Annotated in this window: 20 protein-coding genes; all 20 read left to right on the forward strand. The window is 33.3% G+C overall.

Features of this window, described 5'->3' with window-relative positions:
• The 20 genes from ACP5QL_RS06165 to ACP5QL_RS06260 all read left to right on the forward strand — a co-directional run bounded on the left by ACP5QL_RS06165 (nucleotide 1) and on the right by ACP5QL_RS06260 (nucleotide 20681).
• Entirely contained in the window at nucleotides 1–789 is a 789-nt protein-coding gene (locus tag ACP5QL_RS06165; protein ID WP_012583165.1) for a TIGR00282 family metallophosphoesterase, read from the forward strand.
• A 45-nt stretch (nucleotides 790–834) separates the two neighbouring features.
• A complete protein-coding gene (locus ACP5QL_RS06170) occupies nucleotides 835–1098 on the forward strand; it encodes a stage V sporulation protein S (RefSeq protein WP_012548757.1) in 264 nt (87 codons plus the stop codon).
• Nucleotides 1099–1219: 121 nt separating this feature from the next.
• On the forward strand, nucleotides 1220–1426 hold the full coding sequence (gene rpmE / locus ACP5QL_RS06175; protein WP_012583166.1) for a 50S ribosomal protein L31: 207 nt from the start codon (nucleotides 1220–1222) through the stop codon (nucleotides 1424–1426).
• A gap of 2 nt (nucleotides 1427–1428) precedes the next feature.
• Nucleotides 1429–2085 carry an FAD-dependent thymidylate synthase gene (gene thyX / locus ACP5QL_RS06180; protein ID WP_012583167.1) on the forward strand — a complete coding sequence of 219 codons (657 nt, stop codon included), beginning with the start codon at nucleotides 1429–1431 and terminating at the stop codon, nucleotides 2083–2085.
• Nucleotides 2086–2090: 5 nt separating this feature from the next.
• Nucleotides 2091–2687 carry a thymidine kinase gene (locus ACP5QL_RS06185; RefSeq protein WP_012583168.1) on the forward strand — a complete coding sequence of 199 codons (597 nt, stop codon included), beginning with the start codon at nucleotides 2091–2093 and terminating at the stop codon, nucleotides 2685–2687.
• Entirely contained in the window at nucleotides 2677–3561 is an 885-nt protein-coding gene (locus ACP5QL_RS06190) for a DUF1385 domain-containing protein (RefSeq protein WP_273334349.1), read from the forward strand. Before ACP5QL_RS06185 ends, ACP5QL_RS06190 begins: the two co-directional genes overlap by 11 nt.
• Complete coding sequence (gene prfA, locus ACP5QL_RS06195; RefSeq protein ID WP_012583170.1) at nucleotides 3539–4642, forward strand: peptide chain release factor 1; 1104 nt, start codon at nucleotides 3539–3541, stop codon at nucleotides 4640–4642. The genes ACP5QL_RS06190 and prfA overlap by 23 nt, the downstream gene beginning before the upstream one ends.
• Nucleotides 4617–5474: a peptide chain release factor N(5)-glutamine methyltransferase gene (prmC, locus tag ACP5QL_RS06200; protein ID WP_242603748.1), complete on the forward strand. Its 858-nt coding sequence runs from the start codon at nucleotides 4617–4619 to the stop codon at nucleotides 5472–5474. The genes prfA and prmC overlap by 26 nt, the downstream gene beginning before the upstream one ends.
• Nucleotides 5465–6481, forward strand: a complete 1017-nt coding sequence (locus tag ACP5QL_RS06205; RefSeq protein ID WP_012583172.1) for an L-threonylcarbamoyladenylate synthase — start codon at nucleotides 5465–5467, stop codon at nucleotides 6479–6481. Before prmC ends, ACP5QL_RS06205 begins: the two co-directional genes overlap by 10 nt.
• A 2-nt stretch (nucleotides 6482–6483) precedes the next feature.
• A complete protein-coding gene (locus ACP5QL_RS06210) occupies nucleotides 6484–6927 on the forward strand; it encodes a low molecular weight protein arginine phosphatase (RefSeq protein WP_012583173.1) in 444 nt (147 codons plus the stop codon).
• The gene (gene rpiB / locus ACP5QL_RS06215) at nucleotides 6924–7370 is read left to right on the forward strand and encodes a ribose 5-phosphate isomerase B (RefSeq protein WP_012583174.1); all 447 of its coding nucleotides are present in this window, start codon (nucleotides 6924–6926) and stop codon (nucleotides 7368–7370) included. Before ACP5QL_RS06210 ends, rpiB begins: the two co-directional genes overlap by 4 nt.
• Nucleotides 7367–8611, forward strand: coding sequence for a serine hydroxymethyltransferase (glyA, locus tag ACP5QL_RS06220; RefSeq protein ID WP_012583175.1), 1245 nt, complete (start codon nucleotides 7367–7369; stop codon nucleotides 8609–8611). Before rpiB ends, glyA begins: the two co-directional genes overlap by 4 nt.
• A gap of 2 nt (nucleotides 8612–8613) precedes the next feature.
• A complete protein-coding gene (upp, locus tag ACP5QL_RS06225; RefSeq protein ID WP_012583176.1) occupies nucleotides 8614–9237 on the forward strand; it encodes a uracil phosphoribosyltransferase in 624 nt (207 codons plus the stop codon).
• On the forward strand, nucleotides 9224–10540 hold the full coding sequence (gene murA / locus ACP5QL_RS06230; protein ID WP_428126133.1) for a UDP-N-acetylglucosamine 1-carboxyvinyltransferase: 1317 nt from the start codon (nucleotides 9224–9226) through the stop codon (nucleotides 10538–10540). The genes upp and murA overlap by 14 nt, the downstream gene beginning before the upstream one ends.
• On the forward strand, nucleotides 10524–11963 hold the full coding sequence (locus tag ACP5QL_RS06235; protein ID WP_273334341.1) for a hypothetical protein: 1440 nt from the start codon (nucleotides 10524–10526) through the stop codon (nucleotides 11961–11963). The genes murA and ACP5QL_RS06235 overlap by 17 nt, the downstream gene beginning before the upstream one ends.
• A gap of 125 nt (nucleotides 11964–12088) precedes the next feature.
• Nucleotides 12089–15394: a translocation/assembly module TamB domain-containing protein gene (locus tag ACP5QL_RS06240; RefSeq protein ID WP_428126136.1), complete on the forward strand. Its 3306-nt coding sequence runs from the start codon at nucleotides 12089–12091 to the stop codon at nucleotides 15392–15394.
• A gap of 12 nt (nucleotides 15395–15406) precedes the next feature.
• A complete protein-coding gene (locus tag ACP5QL_RS06245) occupies nucleotides 15407–18292 on the forward strand; it encodes a POTRA domain-containing protein (protein ID WP_428126138.1) in 2886 nt (961 codons plus the stop codon).
• A 21-nt stretch (nucleotides 18293–18313) separates the two neighbouring features.
• Nucleotides 18314–19777, forward strand: a complete 1464-nt coding sequence (locus ACP5QL_RS06250; protein WP_428126141.1) for a POTRA domain-containing protein — start codon at nucleotides 18314–18316, stop codon at nucleotides 19775–19777.
• Nucleotides 19778–19791: 14 nt separating this feature from the next.
• The gene (locus tag ACP5QL_RS06255; protein ID WP_012583182.1) at nucleotides 19792–20259 is read left to right on the forward strand and encodes an OmpH family outer membrane protein; all 468 of its coding nucleotides are present in this window, start codon (nucleotides 19792–19794) and stop codon (nucleotides 20257–20259) included.
• Between the two features lie 2 nt (nucleotides 20260–20261).
• Nucleotides 20262–20681: an OmpH family outer membrane protein gene (locus ACP5QL_RS06260; RefSeq protein WP_012583183.1), complete on the forward strand. Its 420-nt coding sequence runs from the start codon at nucleotides 20262–20264 to the stop codon at nucleotides 20679–20681.
• The last annotated feature ends 5 nt before the right edge of the window (nucleotides 20682–20686 follow it).

Consider the following 20686-nt stretch of genomic DNA (forward strand, 5'->3'; position numbering starts at 1 on the left):
ATGAATATACTTTTCTTAGGAGATATAGTGGGAAGGATAGGCAGAAGAGGGGTTGGACTTCTTCTGCCTCAAATAAAGAAAGAGTTCAATATTGACCTTGTAGTTGCAAATATTGAAAATGCTGCCTCAGGGTTTGGTATAACTGAAAGTGTAGTAAAGGAGCTATTTGAATATGGTATTGATGTTTTTACCAGTGGCAACCATATTTGGGATAAAAAGGAAGGTATACCCTTATTGGATATATATGAGAGAATATTAAGGCCAGCTAATTATCCCTTAGGGGTTCCTGGAAGAGGATATTTGGTTTTAACACATATGGACAAAAAAGTGGGTATAATTAATATACAAGGTAGAATATTCATGGAGCCTATTGAAAATCCCTTCTATGTGGTTAAAAATATAGTTGAAGAAATGAAAAAAGATACTAAAATAATAATAGTGGATGTACATGCTGAAGCAACTTCAGAAAAAATAGCTATGGGTTATTTTTTAGATGGAATGGTAACAGCAGTGGTAGGTACACACACACATGTACAGACAGCTGATGAGAGAATTCTACCAGGGGGGACGGGTTATATAACAGACCTGGGGATGTGTGGGGCTTATGATTCGATTTTAGGGGTTGAAAAGGAGGCTGTTCTTAAAAAATTTCTTCTCCAAATACCTCAAAAATTTAATGTACCAGAGAAAGGACTTTTTAAAATGGAAGGGGTGATTATAGAGGTAGAAGAAGAAAGCGGAAAAACAAAAAATATTATAAGATTACAAAGGAGGGGAGAGATTAAATAATTTTAAAAGTCAGCCATGGGAAGAACATATAAAGGAGGTAGGTTTATGGTAGAGGTATTAAAAGTTTCAGCTAAATCTAATCCCAATGCAGTGGCAGGTGCATTAGCTGGTGTAATTCGTGAGAAAGGTCGCGCAGAAATTCAAGTAATAGGGGCTGGAGCTGTAAACCAAGCTGTTAAAGCAATAGCTATCACAAGAGGATATGTAGCTCCAAGTGGTATTGACTTGATTTGTATTCCAGCATTTACTGATGTACAGATTGATGGAGAAGAAAGAACAGCCATCCGTTTCATTGTAGAGCCCCGCTAAATTCTATTGAGTCAGAAAAGAAAGGATCAGGAGGCAGAAGGGAATTTCTCCTTCTGCCTCATAATTTTTTTTATGGTATAATTCACAAGGTATAAATATGTAGAAAGGAGAGGTTAAAAATATGAAGAAAGGAATTCATCCTGAGTTAAAGAAAGCAAAAATTGTTTGTGCGTGTGGCGCGGTTTATGAGACTTTATCTACAAAAGAGTATATGACTGTAGAAATCTGCTCAAAATGTCATCCATTCTTTACAGGCCAAAGAAAGTTCGTAGATACCGAGGGAAGAGTAGAAAGATTTACTAAAAAATATAATTGGGAAATTAAGTAAAATTGAAGGTTAAATTAATTTCTTATACGCCAGAGCCAGAAAAAGTATGTGCTCTGGCAATGCGTCTTTGTCATTATCAAGGAAGTATTGAGGAGTTAGAAGAAAAGCTAACTCCAGAAGAAATTGTTCGTTTGCTTAATAAGGCTAAAAAACTCCAACATATGTCTATATTTGAACACGCCTCTTTTACTTTTTATATCGAAGGAGTTTCAAGGGTGACCACTCACCAATTAGTAAGGCATAGAATTGCTTCTTATTCTCAGCAGAGTCAAAGGTATGTAAAGATAAAGGATGAGTATGTTATTCCTGAAACCATAAAGAAGGAAGAACAAAGGCTAAATGTATACAGAGATCTAATTGAAAGAGCTTTTGATGCATATGAGGAGTTGGTAAAGCTAGGGGTTCCTAAGGAGGATGCAAGGTATCTTTTACCACAAGCTATAGAGTCCAAAATAATAGTTACTATGAATGCAAGAGAATTGATGCACTTTTTCACTTTGAGAACTTGTAATTCTGCTCAATGGGAGATAAGGGAACTTGCATGGAAGATGCTTGAATTGGTGAGAAATGTGGCACCTACAATTTTTTCTGATGCTGGTCCTCCATGTTTTAGAGGTCCATGTCCAGAAGGGAAGACTTGTGTTCCAGAGAGAAGGTGAGAAAAATGGAGATTGTTAGTGGAGCATCGGGATGGATAGAGGTAATATGTGGAGGAATGTACAGTGGCAAGAGTGAAGAATTGATAAGGAGAGTAAGAAGAGCTCAGATAGCTAAGCAGAAGGTTCAGGTTTTTAAACATAGTTTAGATATAAGATATGATAAAGATTATGTAGCTTCTCATACAGGACTAAAGATCGAGGCAATTCCTGTGAGTAGTAGCGCTGATATTGAGAGATTAGTAAAGGATGATACTCAAGTGGTGGCCATAGAAGAAGGACAGTTTTTTGATATGGGGCTTGTAAAGGTTTGTCAGAGACTTGCAGATAGAGGCAAGAGGGTTATTGTGGCTGGGCTTGATCAGGATTTTAGAGGGGAACCTTTTGGTCCAATGCCCTATTTAATGGCGGTAGCAGAGTATGTGGATAAGCTACATGCCATATGTATGAAGTGTGGAAATGTGGCAAGTAGAACTCAAAGAATAATAGATGGTAAACCAGCTTATTATGATGATCCTATAATACTTGTAGGGGCTTTTGAAACTTATGAGGCAAGGTGTAGACATTGCCATGTAGTATTAAGGAGAGAGGAAGATGAAAAATAAGAAAGATTTAGTTGGTGGACAAGCGGTATATGAAGGGGTAATGATGAGGAAAGGAATAGATATAGCAGTTGCTGTGAGAGACCCTGATGGGCAAATTGTGGTCAAAAAGGAAAGGCTTCAGCCTTATTTTAAAAAGTGGACTCAAATTCCCTTTTTAAGAGGGTTAATGATATTGATGGATTCTCTTTTTTGGGGTATTAAGGCATTAAACTACTCAACACAGGTAGCCTTTAAAGAGGATGAAAAGATTGATAGTAATTGGGAGATTGGTTTAGCATTGCTTCTTGGATTTGTCTTTTTTGTAATTCTTTTTATTGTTTTACCTTTATTAGTGGTGAAGCCCATCGAAAAACATATATCATCTCAAATAATTATAAGGCTTCTAGAAGGAATAGTCAGACTTGTCATTTTTGTGTTTTATTTGTTCAGTATAACGAAAATTAAAGAAATCTATAGAGTATTTCAATATCACGGTGCAGAACATAAGACTGTTTTCTGTTATGAGGCGGGAGAGGAGTTGACTGTTGAGAACTGTAGAAAATACTCTCGTTTTCATCCAAGATGTGGTACTTCTTTTTTGCTTGTGGTAATGATTGTAAGTATAGTTATTTTCGCCTTTTTAGGACAGCAAACTTTTTTACTTCGAATTATTTCCCGAATACTATTGATTCCTGTAATTTTTAGCCTATCTTATGAGATAATAAGATTAGGTTCTCAACATACCGATTCATGGTTTTGGAAAATAGTTCTTACTCCCGGATTATGGATGCAGTATTTTACTACGAAAGAGCCTGATGATTCTCAACTTGAGACAGCTATTGTTGCCTTAAAGGAGGTGACAAAGGAGGACTATGCTTCAGAAGTTAGTCATTGATAAATTGGAAGAGATAGAAAAAAGATTTGAAGAGATAGAAGGTCTTCTTGCTAAAGAGGATGTTATCTCTGATTTTAATAAATATCAATCTTTATTAAAGGAAAGAGCAAAGATAGAAGAGATTGTTGACAAATTTAGAGAATATAAGAGGTTACTAAAAGAAAAAGAAGATCTTGAGGAAATGGTTAAAGAGGAACAAGATGAAGATTTGCGTTCTCTTGCAGAGACAGAATTAGAAGATATTCAGGAAAAACTTGAAAAAGTTGAATTTGAGTTGAAAGCCCTTCTTTTACCTAAGGATCCTAACGACGAGAAAAACATCATTATGGAAATAAGAGCAGGAACCGGAGGAGAGGAGGCTGCATTATTTGCTGCTGATCTTTTTAGAATGTATTTGGGATATGCTCAAAAGAAGGGTTGGAAAGTTGAAATTGTAAGCTCTAATCCTACAGGACTGGGTGGTTTTAAAGAAATAATATTTATAGTAGAAGGAAAAGGAGCATATAGTAGATTAAAATTTGAGAGTGGAGTACATAGGGTTCAAAGAGTACCAATAACGGAGTCAAGCGGGAGAATTCATACCTCTACTGCTACAGTAGCTGTACTTCCTGAAATGGAAGAGATAGAGGTTGAGATTGATCCAAAAGATCTGAGGATAGAAACCTTTAGATCTGGTGGGGCTGGTGGTCAGCACGTTAATAAGACTGAGTCAGGTGTAAGAATTACCCATATTCCTTCGGGTATTGTAGTTCAATGTCAAGATGAGAGATCACAGCATCAAAATAGGGAGAAGGCAATGAAGGTTTTGAGGGCAAGACTTTATGAATATTATCAAAGGGAAAAAGAAAATGAGATAGCTTCTCAGAGAAGACAGCAGGTTGGAACAGGGGAGAGAAGTGAAAAAATTAGAACTTATAATTTTCCACAAAGAAGAGTTACAGATCATAGAATAAATTACTCCTCTTTCCAGTTAGAAGAAGTTTTATCAGGAGAATTAGATGAGTTTATTGATAGGTTGATTCTTGCTGAGAAAGAAGAGCAAATTAAGAAACTCTTTGAAGAAGTTGGCGCAACCTCTTAGAGAAGTTCTTGTATGGTTGAATAATAAGATTAAAGAAATTAATCCTGAATCAGCATGGTTAGAAGCTGAGTTATTAGTAGCTTTTGTATTAAATAAGGATAGAGCCTTTATATATACTATTGATTTTTTAACTGACGAAGAAGTAGAAAAGCTTAAGAAGCTTTTAGATTTAAGAAAGAAGGGAATTCCTTTAAATTATATAATTGAAAAGAAGCAGTTTTATGACATTGAACTTTTTGTTGAAAGAGGAGTCCTTATTCCAAGAAGTGAAACGGAGATACTAATTGAGGTGGCAAAGGATACTATTTTAAAAGAAGGATATAAGAAGATAGTAGAGATAGGAGTTGGTAGTGGAAATATTTCTATAACCCTTGCTAAGGAGTTTAAGGATATTAAAATATACGCTTGTGATATTTCTCCAGAAGCAATAAAAGTGGCAAGATTTAATGCTAAAAAGCATAAAGTCTCAGATAAAATTGAATTCTTTTTTGGTTTCCTTCTTTATCCAATGGTTCATAGAAACGTTGATTTTGAACTCATAATTAGTAATCCTCCTTATATAGCCTCTTGGGAATTTCCTTTTTTACAAAAAGAGGTCAAGAAAGAACCCTGGAAGGCTCTTTATGGAGGCTGGGACGGATGTGAGTTTTATAGGAAACTTTTTACTCTTTTGAAAAAAAGAGGTAAAAACTTTACTGCTATTTTAGAGATATCTCCTTATATATATCATAAAGTTTTAAACATTCTCAAAAATTTTTTTGATAGTGTAATAATAGAATCTTTTAGAGATTACTTAGGACATGAGAGGGTTATAAAAGTTATATGGCATTAATATATAAGGTGGATAAAGAAAATCCAGATATAGAGGTGTTAAAAAAAGCTGCTCAGGTACTTGAGAAAGGAGGACTTGTAGCTTTTCCTACAGAAACAGTTTATGGACTTGGAGCAGACGCTCTGAATCCAGAGGCGGTTAAGAAAATTTTTATAGCAAAAGGAAGACCTCCAGATAATCCTATTATTGTTCATGTGGGTAAAAAGGAGCAAGTTTATAGTCTTACTGAGAATGTTCCTTCTATAGCGGAGAAGCTTATGGAGGAATTTTGGCCTGGTCCTTTAACACTCATATTTTATAAATCTAATCTTGTAGATGATGTTGTTACTGCTGGAAGCCCTAAGGTTGGTATAAGACAACCTATGAATAAAGTAGCTCTTAAGCTTCTTGAAGTTTTTGGTAAACCTATTGCAGCTCCTTCAGCTAATGTTTCTGGAAGACCAAGCCCTACAAAAGCTGAACATGTCATTGAGGATTTAGAGGATAAAATTGACATAATTATTGATGGGGGTGATGTGAATTTTGGAGTTGAGTCTACTGTACTCGACATAACTACTGATACTCCTATTATTTACAGGCCAGGAGCATGTCCCAAAGAAGAAATTGAAAGAGTAATTGGTAAAAAAGTGATGGTTTGGAATAAAGAGAAATCAAAAGAAGATGTTCCATCTCCTGGTTTGAAGTATAGACATTATGCTCCAAAAGTTCCCTTGTATATTGTTGAAGAGTTTAATGAAATATGGCAAAATAAAATAAATGACTGGTTAAAGGAAGGAAAAAAAGTGGGTGTTTTGGTCTCTAAGGAGAACGAAAACCTTTATTCTGATAAGATCAAGAAATATGTTATAGGAAGTAGAAAAAATTTGACAGAGATTGCTTTAAATTTATTTTTTTATTTACGTAAATTAGAGAAAGAAGTAGATATAATAATTTCTGAGTCTTTTCCTGAAGAAGGACTTGGACTTGCAGTAATGGATAGATTAAGAAGAGCTGCAGGGGAAAAATAGGCATGAAGATTGTATTTGTATGTACTGGAAATACCTGTAGAAGTCCTATGGCAGAATATCTATTTAAAGATATAATGGAAAAAATGAATGTTTACAATATAGAAGTAACCTCTGCAGGTATTTTTGCTTTTGAAGGTAGAGAGCCTTCTCAGTTTTCGGTAAAGGTGATGTTGGAGAAAGGTATAGATATTTCTTCTCACAGATCTAAAAGATTAACTATTGACTTGGTTAAAGAAGCATCGATAGTCTACACCATGACTAAGGATCAGTTATTTATTTTGAAAGAGATGTATCCTAATTTTAAAAATAAAATCTTGACTCTTGGGGAAGAGGATATTGAGGATCCTTTTGGCTTAGATATTGAAAAATATAGAGAGGTTCGTGATAAGATAGAAAAAGAAATAATAAAAATTATTGAAAATTTAAAAGAGAGGGTAGAGATATGAAGATTGCTATAGGAGCAGATCATGCAGGCTATATGTTAAAAGAGGAGTTAAAACGTTGGCTTGAGGAGTGGAATATATCTTACCATGATTTTGGAACTTATTCTCCTGAAAGGGTAGATTATCCAGATTATGGAATCATTGTTGCGAGAGCAGTAGCAAAAGGTGGTTTTGAAAAGGGGATTTTGATTTGTGGGACAGGAATAGGTATGAGTATTGTGGCAAACAAAGTGAAAGGAATAAGAGCTGCATTATGTAGAGATCCTTATGAGGCAAAATTAAGTAGAGAGCATAATGATGCCAATATACTAACTTTAGGAGGTAGAATTCTTGGTTTTGACTTGGCAAAGGAGATAGTAAGAGTATGGTTAAATACTGAGTTTACTGGAGGCAGACATAAGGTAAGGATAGATAAAATCTCAATGATTGAGGAGGATGAGCTGTGAGGTATTTACCAGAGGTTGATCCTGAAATTTATGAGGCTATTAAAAGCGAGGAGTACAGGGAAGAGTATCATTTAGAACTTATTGCTTCTGAAAATTTTGTGAGTAGGGCGGTCTTAGAGGCTCAGGGTTCGGTTTTGACTAATAAATATGCTGAGGGATACCCTGGAAAAAGGTATTATGGTGGATGTCTCTATGTGGATAAAGTAGAAGATATAGCAAGAGAGAGGGTAAAAGCTATATATGGAGCTGAACATGCTAATGTCCAACCTCACTCTGGTAGTCAAGCTAATATGGCTGTTTATTTTGTAGTTCTCAATCCTGGGGATAGAGTCTTAGGAATGAATTTAGCTCATGGAGGGCACTTAACTCATGGAAGTCCTGTTAATTTTTCTGGAAAGTTATATAATTTTTATTTCTATGGAGTAGATAAAAATACAGAAATGATAAATTACGATTCGGTTTGGAATTTAGCTAAAGAACTGAAGCCTAAGTTGATAGTAGCTGGTGCAAGTGCTTATCCTAGGATTATAGATTTTGAAAAATTTGCTCAAATAGCAGAAGACGTGGGAGCATATTTCATGGTAGATATGGCTCATATAGCTGGACTTGTTGCTGCAGGACTACATCCTTCTCCTGTTCCATACGCACATTTCGTTACAAGCACCACTCATAAAACCTTGAGGGGTCCAAGAGGTGGATTTATTCTGTGTAAAAAGGAATTTGCTAAGGAAATTGATAAGGCTGTATTTCCGGGTATTCAAGGTGGACCTTTGATGCATGTAATAGCTGCTAAGGCTGTGGCTTTTAAAGAGGCAATGAGTCCTGAATTTAAGGAATATCAAAAGCAGATAGTTTTAAATGCGAAGGCTATGGCGGAGGAACTTATAAAACTTGGATATAGGCTTGTTAGTGGAGGAACAGATAATCATTTAATGTTAGTGGACCTTAGAGATAAGGGAATAACTGGAAAAGAAGCAGAAAAGGCTCTTGAGGAGGCAGGTATTACGGTAAATAAAAATGCTATTCCTTTTGATCCTCAACCTCCTACAATAACCAGTGGGATTAGAATAGGAACTCCTGCTTTAACTACTCGGGGTATGAAGGAAGACGAGATGAGGTATATAGCGAGATTGATTCATGAGGTTCTCTCTAACTTTAAGGATGAGAGGGTGAAAGAGAAGGTTAAAAAAGAGGTAGAAGAACTTTGTAAGCAATTTCCAATTTATAGAAAGGAGAATTAAAAATGGTTATAGTGGTAGATCATCCATTAGTACAACACAAATTAACAAAACTAAGAGATAAAAGTACAGAACCTAAGGAATTCAGAGAACTTCTTTCTGAGATCTCAAGCCTTATGTTATATGAGGTTACAAGAAATTTACCCACAAAAGAGGTGGAAGTTGAAACTCCATTAGGTATAGCAAAAGGTAAAGTTCTTAATAATAAGGATTTGGCTATAGTTCCAATTTTAAGGGCTGGTCTTGTCATGGCCGAAGGTATGTTGCGGATTCTTCCCTCGGCAAAAGTAGGTCATATTGGTCTCTATAGAGATCCTAATACTCTTAAACCTGTTCAATACTATACAAAACTTCCAGAGGATATAGATAAAAGAGAAGTTGTAGTCGTAGATCCCATGCTTGCAACGGGTGGTTCTGCCATTGCAGCTATTTCAATTTTAAAGACAAAGGGAGTTAAAAACATTAAGTTTGTTTGTATTATAAGTGCTCCTGAGGGGATAGAGGCTTTGAAAAATAGTCATCCTGATGTGGATATATATACTGCTGCTATAGATGAAAAATTAAATGATCATGGATATATAATACCGGGGTTAGGCGATGCAGGAGATAGACTTTTTGGCACAAAATAATATAGTAGGTGATTTACATGTGAGAAAAGATAAGTTTGTTATTGAAGGAGGACATAAACTTAGAGGAGAGTTAGAGATATGGGGAAGTAAAAATGCTTCTCTTCCTATAATGGCTGCTTCTGTACTGAATTCGGGAGATCTAATCTTGGATAATGTTCCTCCAGTTAAAGATAACATTACTATGGCAGAGATTTTAAAGGTTTTAGGTATGGAAGTAGAGTTCTTAGAGGGTGATAAAGTACATATAAAAGGAGAACCTAAGGGATATAGAGCTCCCTATGAGCTAGTCTCTAAAATGAGGGCATCTTTTGAATTGATGGGACCTCTGCTTGCTCTTTTTGGCGAGGCTGAGATTCCTTATCCTGGTGGATGTAGAATAGGTTTAAGGCCTGTAGATCTACATATTAAGGGTTTTGAGAGTTTGGGTGCGGAAGTTACTGTGGAAAAGGGATATGTGTGTGCAAGAGCTAAAAAGGGTTTAAAAGGCACAAAAATTCATTTAGACAAGCCCAGTGTAGGTGCTACAAGAAATATAATGATGGCTGCAATTATGGCGGAAGGTGAGACGGTTATCGAGAATGCTGCCTGTGAACCTGAGGTTGTGGATTTGGGAAATTTTTTGAAGATGATGGGAGCAGAAATTGAGGGTTTAGGCACATCTACTATTTATATAAAGGGAAAGAAAGATTTAAAACCTGTAGATTACTATAAAGTTATACCCGATAGAATTGCTGCGGGAACCTTTATTATTGCTGGTGTAATGTTAGGAAAAGATTTGATTATAAAAAATGTCGAACCGGAGCATCTACAAAGCTTATTTATAAAATTAAAAGAAGCAGGAGTGGAAAGTTTTCAAATCAAGGATAAGGAAGTAAGAATTAAAGCAGCAAAGAATTGGAAAGGTATAGAGGTGACTACTATGCCATATCCCGGCTTTCCTACTGATTTGCAACCTCAAATGATGGTATTTTTAAGTCTTGCTCAAGGAAGTAGTTTAATTGTAGAGACAGTGTTTGAGAATAGATTTCTTCATGTAGGAGAATTATTGCGCCTTGGCGCCAAGATAAGCATAGATGGTAGAACAGCTTTAATTCAAGGTGTAGAGAAGCTTAAAGGTGCACCTGTGGAGGTTACTGATTTGAGGGCTGGCGCTGCTCTTGTTCTTGCTGGTTTGGTAGCGGAAGGAACTACAGAGGTATTAGATGTGGGAGAACACATTGATAGAGGTTATGTGGCTTTAGAAGATAAGTTATCAAATTTGGGTGCTAAGATCAAAAGGGTTTATTATGAAGAAGCTAATTAAAGGTTTTCTAATTCTTTTTCTTGTGATTTTTTCCATAGTAATACTTTTGGCTCTCACTTCTCCTTGGTGGGCAAAGTCCTTAGTTTCTTATATCCTAGAAAAGAATTTCGGAAAATATGCTAAAGCGGAAGATGTAAAATATATTTTCCCAAATAAAGTGGAAATATCTACTTTGGAAGTAGCAAATTTTGCTACTTTTTCTAATGTAAGTATTTCTCTTCAAAATCCTTTAAAACTTTCTCCCATTAATATTGAACTTACTAAGCCTAAAATGATTATTATTCATAATGAAAAGGGAGAATGGACTTTTCCTCAGATACCTGGGATTGATACTTCAAAGTCTAATAATGCAAATAATATTAGTATAGAAATAAAGGCAAAGATTAAGGACGGGATAGTAGTTGTTAGGGACTTAAAGATTGAAAAAGATATAGAAGTCCAAAAAGTAAACGGTAATTTGTATTGGAAGAATCAAATGATTACCTATAGTGTGTCTACTTCTATTAATAATCAAGAGATAAAAAGTTATGGTACTTATGACTTTTCAAAAGAGGAGGGTAATCTAACCTTTGAATTTAAAAATGCCTTAGCAGATGTATGGGCGGGAGTGTTTTTACCCAATATATTTTATATTGAGAAGGGTTACTTTACGGGCTGGATCAATACCAAGGGAGATAAGAATGACTGGGTTGTATCTGGAGAGATTAATGCTTTTAATGTGGAAGGTAGAATTGCTTCTCTTACTCCTAAATTTGTAAATGTGAGTACAAAAGTTAAGATTGATGGGGAAAATATAAATATTCTTGATGGGAGAGGAAATCTTTGGGATGCGGATATAAAGTTCTTAGGCAAAGCTACTCCTAAACCTGAAATGAACATAAGTTTTGAGAGTCTAAATTTGGAGAAAATAGACAAAGAATTTTTTAAAGGTAGCATTAATTTGAGGGGAAAGGCAAAGGGGGAATTTTCTATTTCCGAATCTTGGGAAAATGCTATTATAAAGGGTTATATTATTGCGGAAAAAGGGTCTATTTATAATTTTGACTTTAATAATATAAAGATAGATATAGATTCTAAATTGCCTTTAGTAAATGCAAAAATTTTAGGAGATCTTGATCTTGGTAATTTAAATGGAAAAATTTCCTTTGATCTAAAGAGTACTCTTATCAATTTAAATCTCGAGGCTAATAATGTTAAGATAGAGAAAATAGCAGAGATTTTTAATCTTCCTAAGATGGAGGGAAAAGGAGACGTTACTATAGAAGCTAAGAAGGATAAAAAATGGAAAATTTCAGTGAGTGGTATTATTGAGAATGGTAAACTTGGAGATTATTCTGCTGAGAGCATAGAATTTAATTTTGAAAATGAAGATATAGATTTTAATTTGCCCTTTGGTGATAGTTTTTTTTTCCAAAAAGGTTAAAGGTTGAGATTTTAGGTTTTTCTTACAAAGACTTAAAGGCTAAAGGGAATTTTGTTTTTTCTAAACCTTCTACAGCCTCTAATATATATAATCTCAATGGTAAGATTATTTCTAATTTAGGTATATTGTGGATCTACGGTAAGTATGATCTGAAAAAAAATTATGGGGATATATCCTTAATTTCCTCAAACTTTAATCTAAAGGATATTAAGTCTTTGTTAGGACTAAATATACCAGAGATAAATAGTAGTACTTATTTCAGAGGAAAAATTACAGGGGATATTTTTCACTCTCCCAATTATACTTTGAGTTTTTATTTTAAAGATATTAAGGTAAATAGTTTTAATGTTGATAGGATAACTATTCATCTAAAAGGGAAAGACATAAATAACTTAGACCTTTCAGTAAGTGGAAAATATGGAGAAAACATCTTATGGGGTAAAGGAAAGTTCAATTTTAGTGGTTTTAGATTTGATGTTAGAGGGAGAATTAATTGGCAGGATCAAATTAGGATTAGCCCTTATTTTAGCTTGAATGGTGATGCTTCCTCGTGGAACTTGGAAATATATCTTAAAAATTCAAGTCTAAAATATAATAGTTACTCGTTTAATATTTCAGATTTTAATGTAAAAACTGGAAGCGATGGGAATTTGGACGGGTATGTCTTTTTTGTTGAAGGGGATCGCTTTATGTATATTAGTATTGGAGGGAGTTGGGAGAAGTGGAGTTTAACTTTTTGGGGAGAGAATATTGAGGTATTAGGTGAAAAAATAAAATTGATAAAGTTAAATTTAGATAATAATCTTTCTGGGTGTTTTGATGCTAAGATTAGAGACTATTTCGTAAAGGGTAATTTAGACATATCTTTGGAAAATAGGACTATTATTATTAAAGACTTGTATTTTAACGAGTATTATTTGGGGGATATGAGATTGGCACTAGAAAATAATTTTATAAAAGTTGAGGGAAATATTTTTCAGGGTTCTATTAAAGGATACTATGAGTTAGGAAAAAGGGGAGAGATTAATTTTTCAGAATTAAAATTTAGTAATTTAAGCCTTTCAGGAGGAGTTGGTATTGAAAAAGATTATTTTGTGTTTGTAATCCCTCAGTTGAGTGCAAATAGTTTAGTTTTTGAAAACATTAAAGGAAGAGTGGATTTTAAAGAGCCTAATCATATAAAGAATTTTTCTTTGGAGATTCCTTCTTACATTAAAATATATGGAGATATTTTTTTAGAAAATGTCTCTGTTAATTCTCTCTTACATATAGGATTAGGAGAAAAAGAAATTGGTTTGTTAAATCTTATAGGAAATTTTAGCAAATTTGATTTTTCGGGTAATATATTTGGTGGGAGCCTCAAGGGATATTATGAAATTGACAAAAATACCGCTGTTTTTAATGTTGAAAATTTGGATTTATCTAATATTGATAATAATCTTGACGGTAGGATTGAGATTCTTTCTGGAGCCTTTAAGGAGGGAGGTTTATCTTTTGAAGGAAATATTCCTAAAATAAATCTTAAGGGAAATAGTATTGACAATGTTTCTTTTAGGGGTATTTATAAGGAAAATTTGAATTTTAGTTTTAATGCTTCTTATTCTGTTTTTGATTTTTCTATTCGTGGAGCTTTTGATTTTAAAGATGAAAACAAGTTCACTTTATTTATAAAGCCAAAGAATAGTGTATTTTCTGGATCTCTTGTCAAAGTTCTCACTTTAAGTTTTAGTGGAGATGTGGATAAAGAGTTTAAAAAAATAAGACTTGTTTTGAGTAAAGAAAGTAATGAGTTTTTTAAGTCTGGTATTATGACGATAAATATCCCTGAGGGGCTTATTATAGGGAATGCATTACTAAAGGATAATGGAGAGATAGGATGTAATTTAAGTCTTTATGGAGATGGGACAATAAATTTGAAGAAAATTTCTCTTTCTGTTCTTGAAATTTTAAATATTCCTAAGTTTGAAGGTTTAATTTATGGAGATTTAAAGCTTGAGAAATGGAACATAATTGAAGCGAATCTTCGTGCAGAAGAAGTTGAAATTAAAAATTTTCCTAAAAAAGTTGGCTTGTCTTTGAATATAAAAAAGCTTGAGAATAAATATTTGTTGGACGGAAATATCTCTAAACTTTCAGAAAAACCAGCAGAGTTTAGTGGAAGTTCTGATTTAAAAGCTTTTGATTTACAGGTAAAATTCTTAGATCTAAAATTTTTAGAAGATCTTGTTAGTAAAGATTTGATTGAAGAAGGTAATCTAGGGGATGGAAAGGCAGTATTAAATATAAATGGGGATTTTAATGAATTGACTATTTATAGTGACATAACCTGGAATAATCCTTTAGTGTTCAAGTATATTAAAGATAGAGTTTACGGTGGAAATTTTTCTCTTAACTATAGAAATGGTGAGCTAAAATTGAAGGACTTTGAGATTAGGACTTTCTCTAACAGGATGAAGATTTATGGTATAATTTTCCCTTCATTTAATATTTATGGTAACTTTAATAATATTTGTTTATCTATTCCTGGTTTAGCTAATGGTTATGTGGACGGAGATCTCCAATTGATTAAAGAAAAAGATATATATATTGCGAGGGGAATTATTAAAATTAATAACTCTCATATTTATCTCCTTAAGAATGTGAAGATGAATTTTAAAAGTACAAAGATGAATTTTCCTTTAAAATTAGACGTAAAAATAGAGATAGGAGATAATGTAGTATTTTCTGAGCCTAATCTTATTTATATATCTCTTTTGGGAAGTGTCTCTGTAAAGGGTGATATCAATACTCCTATTCTTGATGGTAAAATAGATTTTATGAATGGGAATTTGAATGTTCTTGGAAATGACTTTTTGGTAGATAGTGGATATATTAAGTTTCCGGGTTTAAGTCTTAATGAAAATATATGGGAGATATTTGCTTCAAGAATAATTCAGGGTTATAATGTGATTTTAAAAGGTATAAGCTTTATGGGAAATTCTTCCTTTGTTTTTAGTTCTGAACCTCCTCTTTCTTTGAGGGAAATATTGTTTTTACTTTTAGGACAGAAGAACATTCCTATTGCAAGAGAAGAAAGTTGGACATTGTCAACGATTCTTGAAAGTATTCCTCAAAGTGTAGAGGGTGTGGTAAGCTCTGCTTTTAGTAGCTATATCCTTTCTCCTTTGTTAGGAGAACTTGAAAAAGCACTAAATGTAGATAGGATAAAAGTTGATTATATATTAGAAGGATTAATTCCTAAGTGGAAAAGTGTCTCCTTTGAAAAGTCTTTACTTAGTAATTTAAGTTTAAGTATAGTTTATTATTGGGAAGGAGATAAATTATGGAGTACTGAGTTAACATATAGATTTAATGAAAATCTTTACTTCAAAATCTATACCTCTCCTAAAACAGAGTTCTCATTTAGTTTTGAATATAGTACTCAATTTTAAAAAAGGAAGGTGATGGGATTGGATAAAAGATTTATCTTTATTCTTGTCTTAATATTTGCTTTAGTCTGTGCTACTTTTGCCCAGAGCGAGTATAGAATTGCGGACATTATAATAAAAGGGAATCAAAAGATTTCTAGTCAAGAAATATTAAAAATAGCAGGTATTAATAAGGGGATGAATATAAGGGATGAGCAAATTGATAAAGTAAAAGAAAAACTTGATAGTTCTACCTATTTTATTTCTGTGGTGATAAACAAGATTTCTGGAAAAGATGGAATAATCCTTGAGATAAATGTAGTAGAATCTCCTTTTCTCATTTTTATTAGTGGGGTTTCTTTTCAAGGGTTGCAAAAGATTAGTATTAAAGATCTACAAAACCTTATAATTTTACCTACTATTGGGTGGGTCACTGATGAATTGGTTTGGGAACAAAGAAGAAGATTCATGTCCACGGGATATTTCTCAAAGGTAGATGTTAAAGAGGTGAAATCAGACGGGAGTATAATAGTTGTTTTTACCTTTCAAGAAAATCCTATTTTGGAAAGGATAGAAATTAAGGGAATACAAAGCCTAAAAAGGGAAGATGTATTGTCTATGATTGGAATTTCAGAGGGAATTTTAATATCAGAAGATGATTTAATGGCTAAAAGAGATGTTCTTTTAAAATCAAACATATTTTCAAAGGTGGAATTTAACATAGATAAGAAAGATAATAAGCTTTGCCTAATAATTGATTTAGAGGAGAATCCTCTTATTTCAAGAGTTATCTTAGAGGGTAATAACAAGTCTAGCATAAAAGATATTCAGAATATCCTTTTCATATCAGGAGATGTTTCGGAAAATTCAATTCTTTTAAAAGATAAGGTTTATTATTCTGAAGATCTGATGGGTTTATGGAAAAATAAATTGCTAGACTCAGGGTATTTTAAGGGGGTTGAAATTACTTCTAAGAGAAACGATAAGATTGTGGAGGTCAAAATTGTAGTTACAGAAAATCCATGGGTTGTTTCAGTAGATGTTAAAGGATTAATAAATGCTAAAAAAGATAAAGTTATGGAGATAATTTCAAAAAGGGGTAGGGGATTTTTGAGTGACAAATATTTAAATAATTTAAAAGGAAAACTGCTAGATACAGGTTGGTTTTCTTCTGTGGATGTGAAGATTATTATAACTCCTAATAATTATGCATATCTTACCTTCATAGTTAACGAGTATCCTATTTTAAAAAGTATTGAATATTCAGGTTTGAAACTTCTTTCTCAGGAAGAAATTAAGAAATATTCTATATTGAAAGAGGGAGATTTTGTTTCTGATGATAAGGTAGAAGAACAAATCACAAAATTTGAAGGTGTAGGATACTTTTCCAAAGTAAAGGTGGAGAAGAACATAGAAAACGATAAAATATCTCTTAATTTTATCTTTACTGAGAATCTAGAGATTAAAAAAATTGTCTTCGATGGACTTTTAGGTATATCAGAAAGGGAGATTAAGCAGATTCTACTAAATAGAGAAGGACAACCCTTTAATCAGATATTTTTAGATAAAGATGTACAGAATATTTTGGCTTTATTACAAAACAAGGGATATGTTTTTGCCTCTATTGAAAATGTCATTTTCAATGAGAAGGGAGAGTTAATTTTCTATTTTAAAGATTATAAGGTAGAGGATATTCAAGTGGAAATTATACCTCCTACTGAAACTTCTTCTCTAAGTTTTCTTGCCATATTCAGAAGACCTACGGATAAAAATGTGATAAGTAGAGAGATATCACTATCTGTTGGGGAATCTGTTAACATAGAAAAGATAAAAGCTGATCTTCAGAGAATATATAATGTGGGGATATTTGAAGATGTTTCGGTAAGGTTCGACAGAGGAAGCACAGAAGATAAGGTTAAAGTGGTATATGTGGCGAAGGAAAAACTTTCAGGATCTTTTAACTTTGGTGGTGGATATGCTACTGATGTGGGGCTATACGGGTTTGTGGAATATAAAGAAGGAAATTTATTTGGAAAGGCTCAACAGCTGAGTTTACAGCTTTCTCTAACTTCTTCAGCTAAGATTAACTATCAATTAAGCTTCAAAGATCCATGGTTTTTAGGTGGAAGAAATGCTTTTCAACTGGATCTTTATGACAGGAAGGTAACGGTCACTGATGCTACAATATCCTCCACTTCTACTTTGGAAAAAGCAGGAGGAGCTTTCTCTTTCTCCTATCCTCTTGAGAATTTCTGGAGTATAAGCCTGGGTTTTAAGTATGAAAATATTATTCCCATAGAGTCAGCTACTATGACTTCTTCCACTACTGTGGCAAGCTTTAATGTGGGAATATGGAGAGATACTCGAGATTTCTATGTAAATCCTACGCAGGGCTCAAGGCAGTATCTTAATATTGAATTTGCAGGGGGAGGAAGCGAATCTAATTTTACAAAATACAATGCAGACTTTCAATGGCATATTCCCTTAACAAACAGGGAAGATTTGACTTCTATTTCAAAACAGAAGGAAAGGCAAGTTTTGTCTTTGAGAATAGGTTTTGGTTTTGAGGAGGGTAATTTCCCATCCACAGAACTTTTTACCCTTGGTGGTGCGGGAAGCATAAGAGGATTTTCAGACAATATTTTTAAGGGAGATACTTATGTCCTTCTTAATGTACAATATAGAATTCCATTAGGGAATAATCTATATGGTGTATTATTTGTGGATTCTGGAAATGCTTGGTATAGACAAGATTTGAGTTCTTTCTCCGATATTAAATTATACACAGGTATTGGTTTTGGATTAAGGTATGATACTCTTATCATACCTATAAGATTTGACTTTGGATATAACTTTGGAAATGATCCCTCAGATCCTAATACAAAATGGAGGGTGCATTTTAGTTTTGGTGATATTTTTTAAAAAGGAATGGAGGGGTATAAATTGAGAAAGATCATTGCTTTTCTAATAGTTAGCATAATACTTTTGGGTGTAATGTATGGAGAAGAAAATTATCTTATTCAGGGAATAGTGTTTGATGGAGTGAAAAATGTTCCATATGACATCTTACAAAATACTCTTAATATAAAGGTTTTTAGCTCTTATTCTAAGGACTACATTGAGAGAGAAGTACAAAAACTTAAAAATACTGGTTATTTTAGAGCTTTAACCTATGAGCTTGTTAAGAGAGATGTGGGATATGAATTAGTGATTCATGTAGAAGAATTGCCTGTTATATCTAAGATTATATTTCCTGATACTAAACTTATTCCTATTGAAGAAATTAAAGGTATTCTTTATAGTAAGGAACGGGGATTTTTTAATGAAGAAAAGGCTAAAGAAGATTGTGATAAAATTGAAAAATATTATATTAAAAAAGGCTTTGTTTTAGCCCAAAGTCCTGAATATTCTTTCAAAGATAACATACTGACCTTTAACTGGAAAGAGCTTCCTCCTATAGGAAGAATTGAGATAAAGGCAAAGGGTTATTGGGAAGAACCTCTAATAAGGAATTTTCTTAAATTAAGAATTGGTGAGTATTTAGATATGAGGAAGATTGAAGAATTAAATGATTTTTTCTATAAGAAGAATATAAAAATTAAGGTTGAACCTGAGTGGAAAATTGAAGATGAGAATACTGTTCTTTATCTTAACGTGGTGTACTTATCTCCCCGAGAGGTCTCCCTCTCTTATAACTACAATAAATCTATTGATCTAAAAATGGGCTACTTTTTAGGAAGCATTGGCTATCTTGAGACATCACTATCTTCTGACCTTCAAGGGAATTTAGATTATGGAATTAATTTACAAAGTTATTATTTTGATTTAGACATAAATAATAAGGGCTACAGTATTGCCTTAAAAAGATTGATGTCAAAAACAAATAACATAGAAGCTGAATTAGGCTATAAAGGGAGCTTTGTTTTAAATGATAAGGCTTTGTTTATCTATTTTACTCAAGATTTAACAAAGACTTATAAAGGGATACCTGAATCTGGAAGGTATATAAGGTTAGGCTTAGATTTTCATGGGGGTGGATCTTCTTATAACTTCTCTATTTTATCTTTTGAGGGTAAGTACTATTTAAGCTTAGGTGAGGGTTTAGATAGGAAGATAATTGGAGTTGAAGGTGAAATAGGGTACTCCTTTGGTGATTTACCAGATGGCGGATATTTAGGAGTAAGGCTTTTATATATAATGCCTTTGGAATATCATACATATTTGAGTTTAAAGATTGGAGGTGATAGCAATTTTAGCAGTTTGAGTTCTTTTTCTGAGTTAAACTTTAACATCTTAGGTGGTTTTTGTTGGTATAGCATAAACGAACCTGTAGAGTATCTTATGAATTTAGAAAGTGATTTTGTGAGGGTTTTAAATTTAAAGCTTGAAACAAAAATAAAATTTTAGGAGGCGTATAAGAAATGAAAAAGTATGGAATTTTAGCTTTAGTTCTATTAGTTTCTGTAGCTTTTATTTTTGTGGGTCTGAAAATAGTAGGGGCTCAAACTCCACAACCCAAAATAGCCTATATTGATGAAGATAAGCTTCTTAGGAACTATCCACCCTTTATGAGTGCTTATAATAAATATCAGCAAGAATATCAGGATAGATTAAATAAGATATCAGAGGCACAAAAGGCAGGAAAATCTCAGGATGAGATTAAGAAGCTATCAGACCAATATGATAAAGAGTTAGAACCTTATAAGCAAGCAGTACAAAAGGTTTTGGAGAATTTAAGAAAAACCTTAGATGGAATTTTTGCTGATCTTTCTAAGAAGGAAGGATACATAGCAGTTTTGACTAAATCAGTGCAGGGACAAGATATAGTTATATGGGGTGGGGTAGATATTACTGATAAAGTTATAAAAATACTTTCAGGTAGTAAGTAATTATGAGAATTAAATGGTTTTTAATTTCAATTTTGGCTTTAATTTTCACTTTTAATGTTATATCTTCTACTCAAACATTGAATGTTGGTGTTTTGGATTATTCTAAGGTCTTTCTGGAGTATAAAGAAACTAAAACTGTCCAGAATGAGATAAAGAAAAGGCAAGAGTTAATTCAAAAAATGGTTGAAGACTACAAAAAGAAGGGGATGAATGACAAACAGATTAATGAGTTAAGAGCTAAGGAGGAGAAAAAGTTAGGCGATTTTGTGGAAGAGGCAAGGATAAGGATAAGGGAAAGGATTTATAAAGAAGTTGAGAAAGTAGCAAAAGCTAAGAATTTGTCGGTAGTTTTGGAGAAAAGAATAAAAATTTGGGGTGGTATTGATATTACAACGGAGGTCTTAAATAATTTGAATAAATAAGGTGG

It is taken from the genome of Dictyoglomus sp., from assembly GCF_049968615.1.
GTDB classification, from domain to species: Bacteria; Dictyoglomota; Dictyoglomia; order Dictyoglomales; family Dictyoglomaceae; genus Dictyoglomus; species Dictyoglomus turgidum.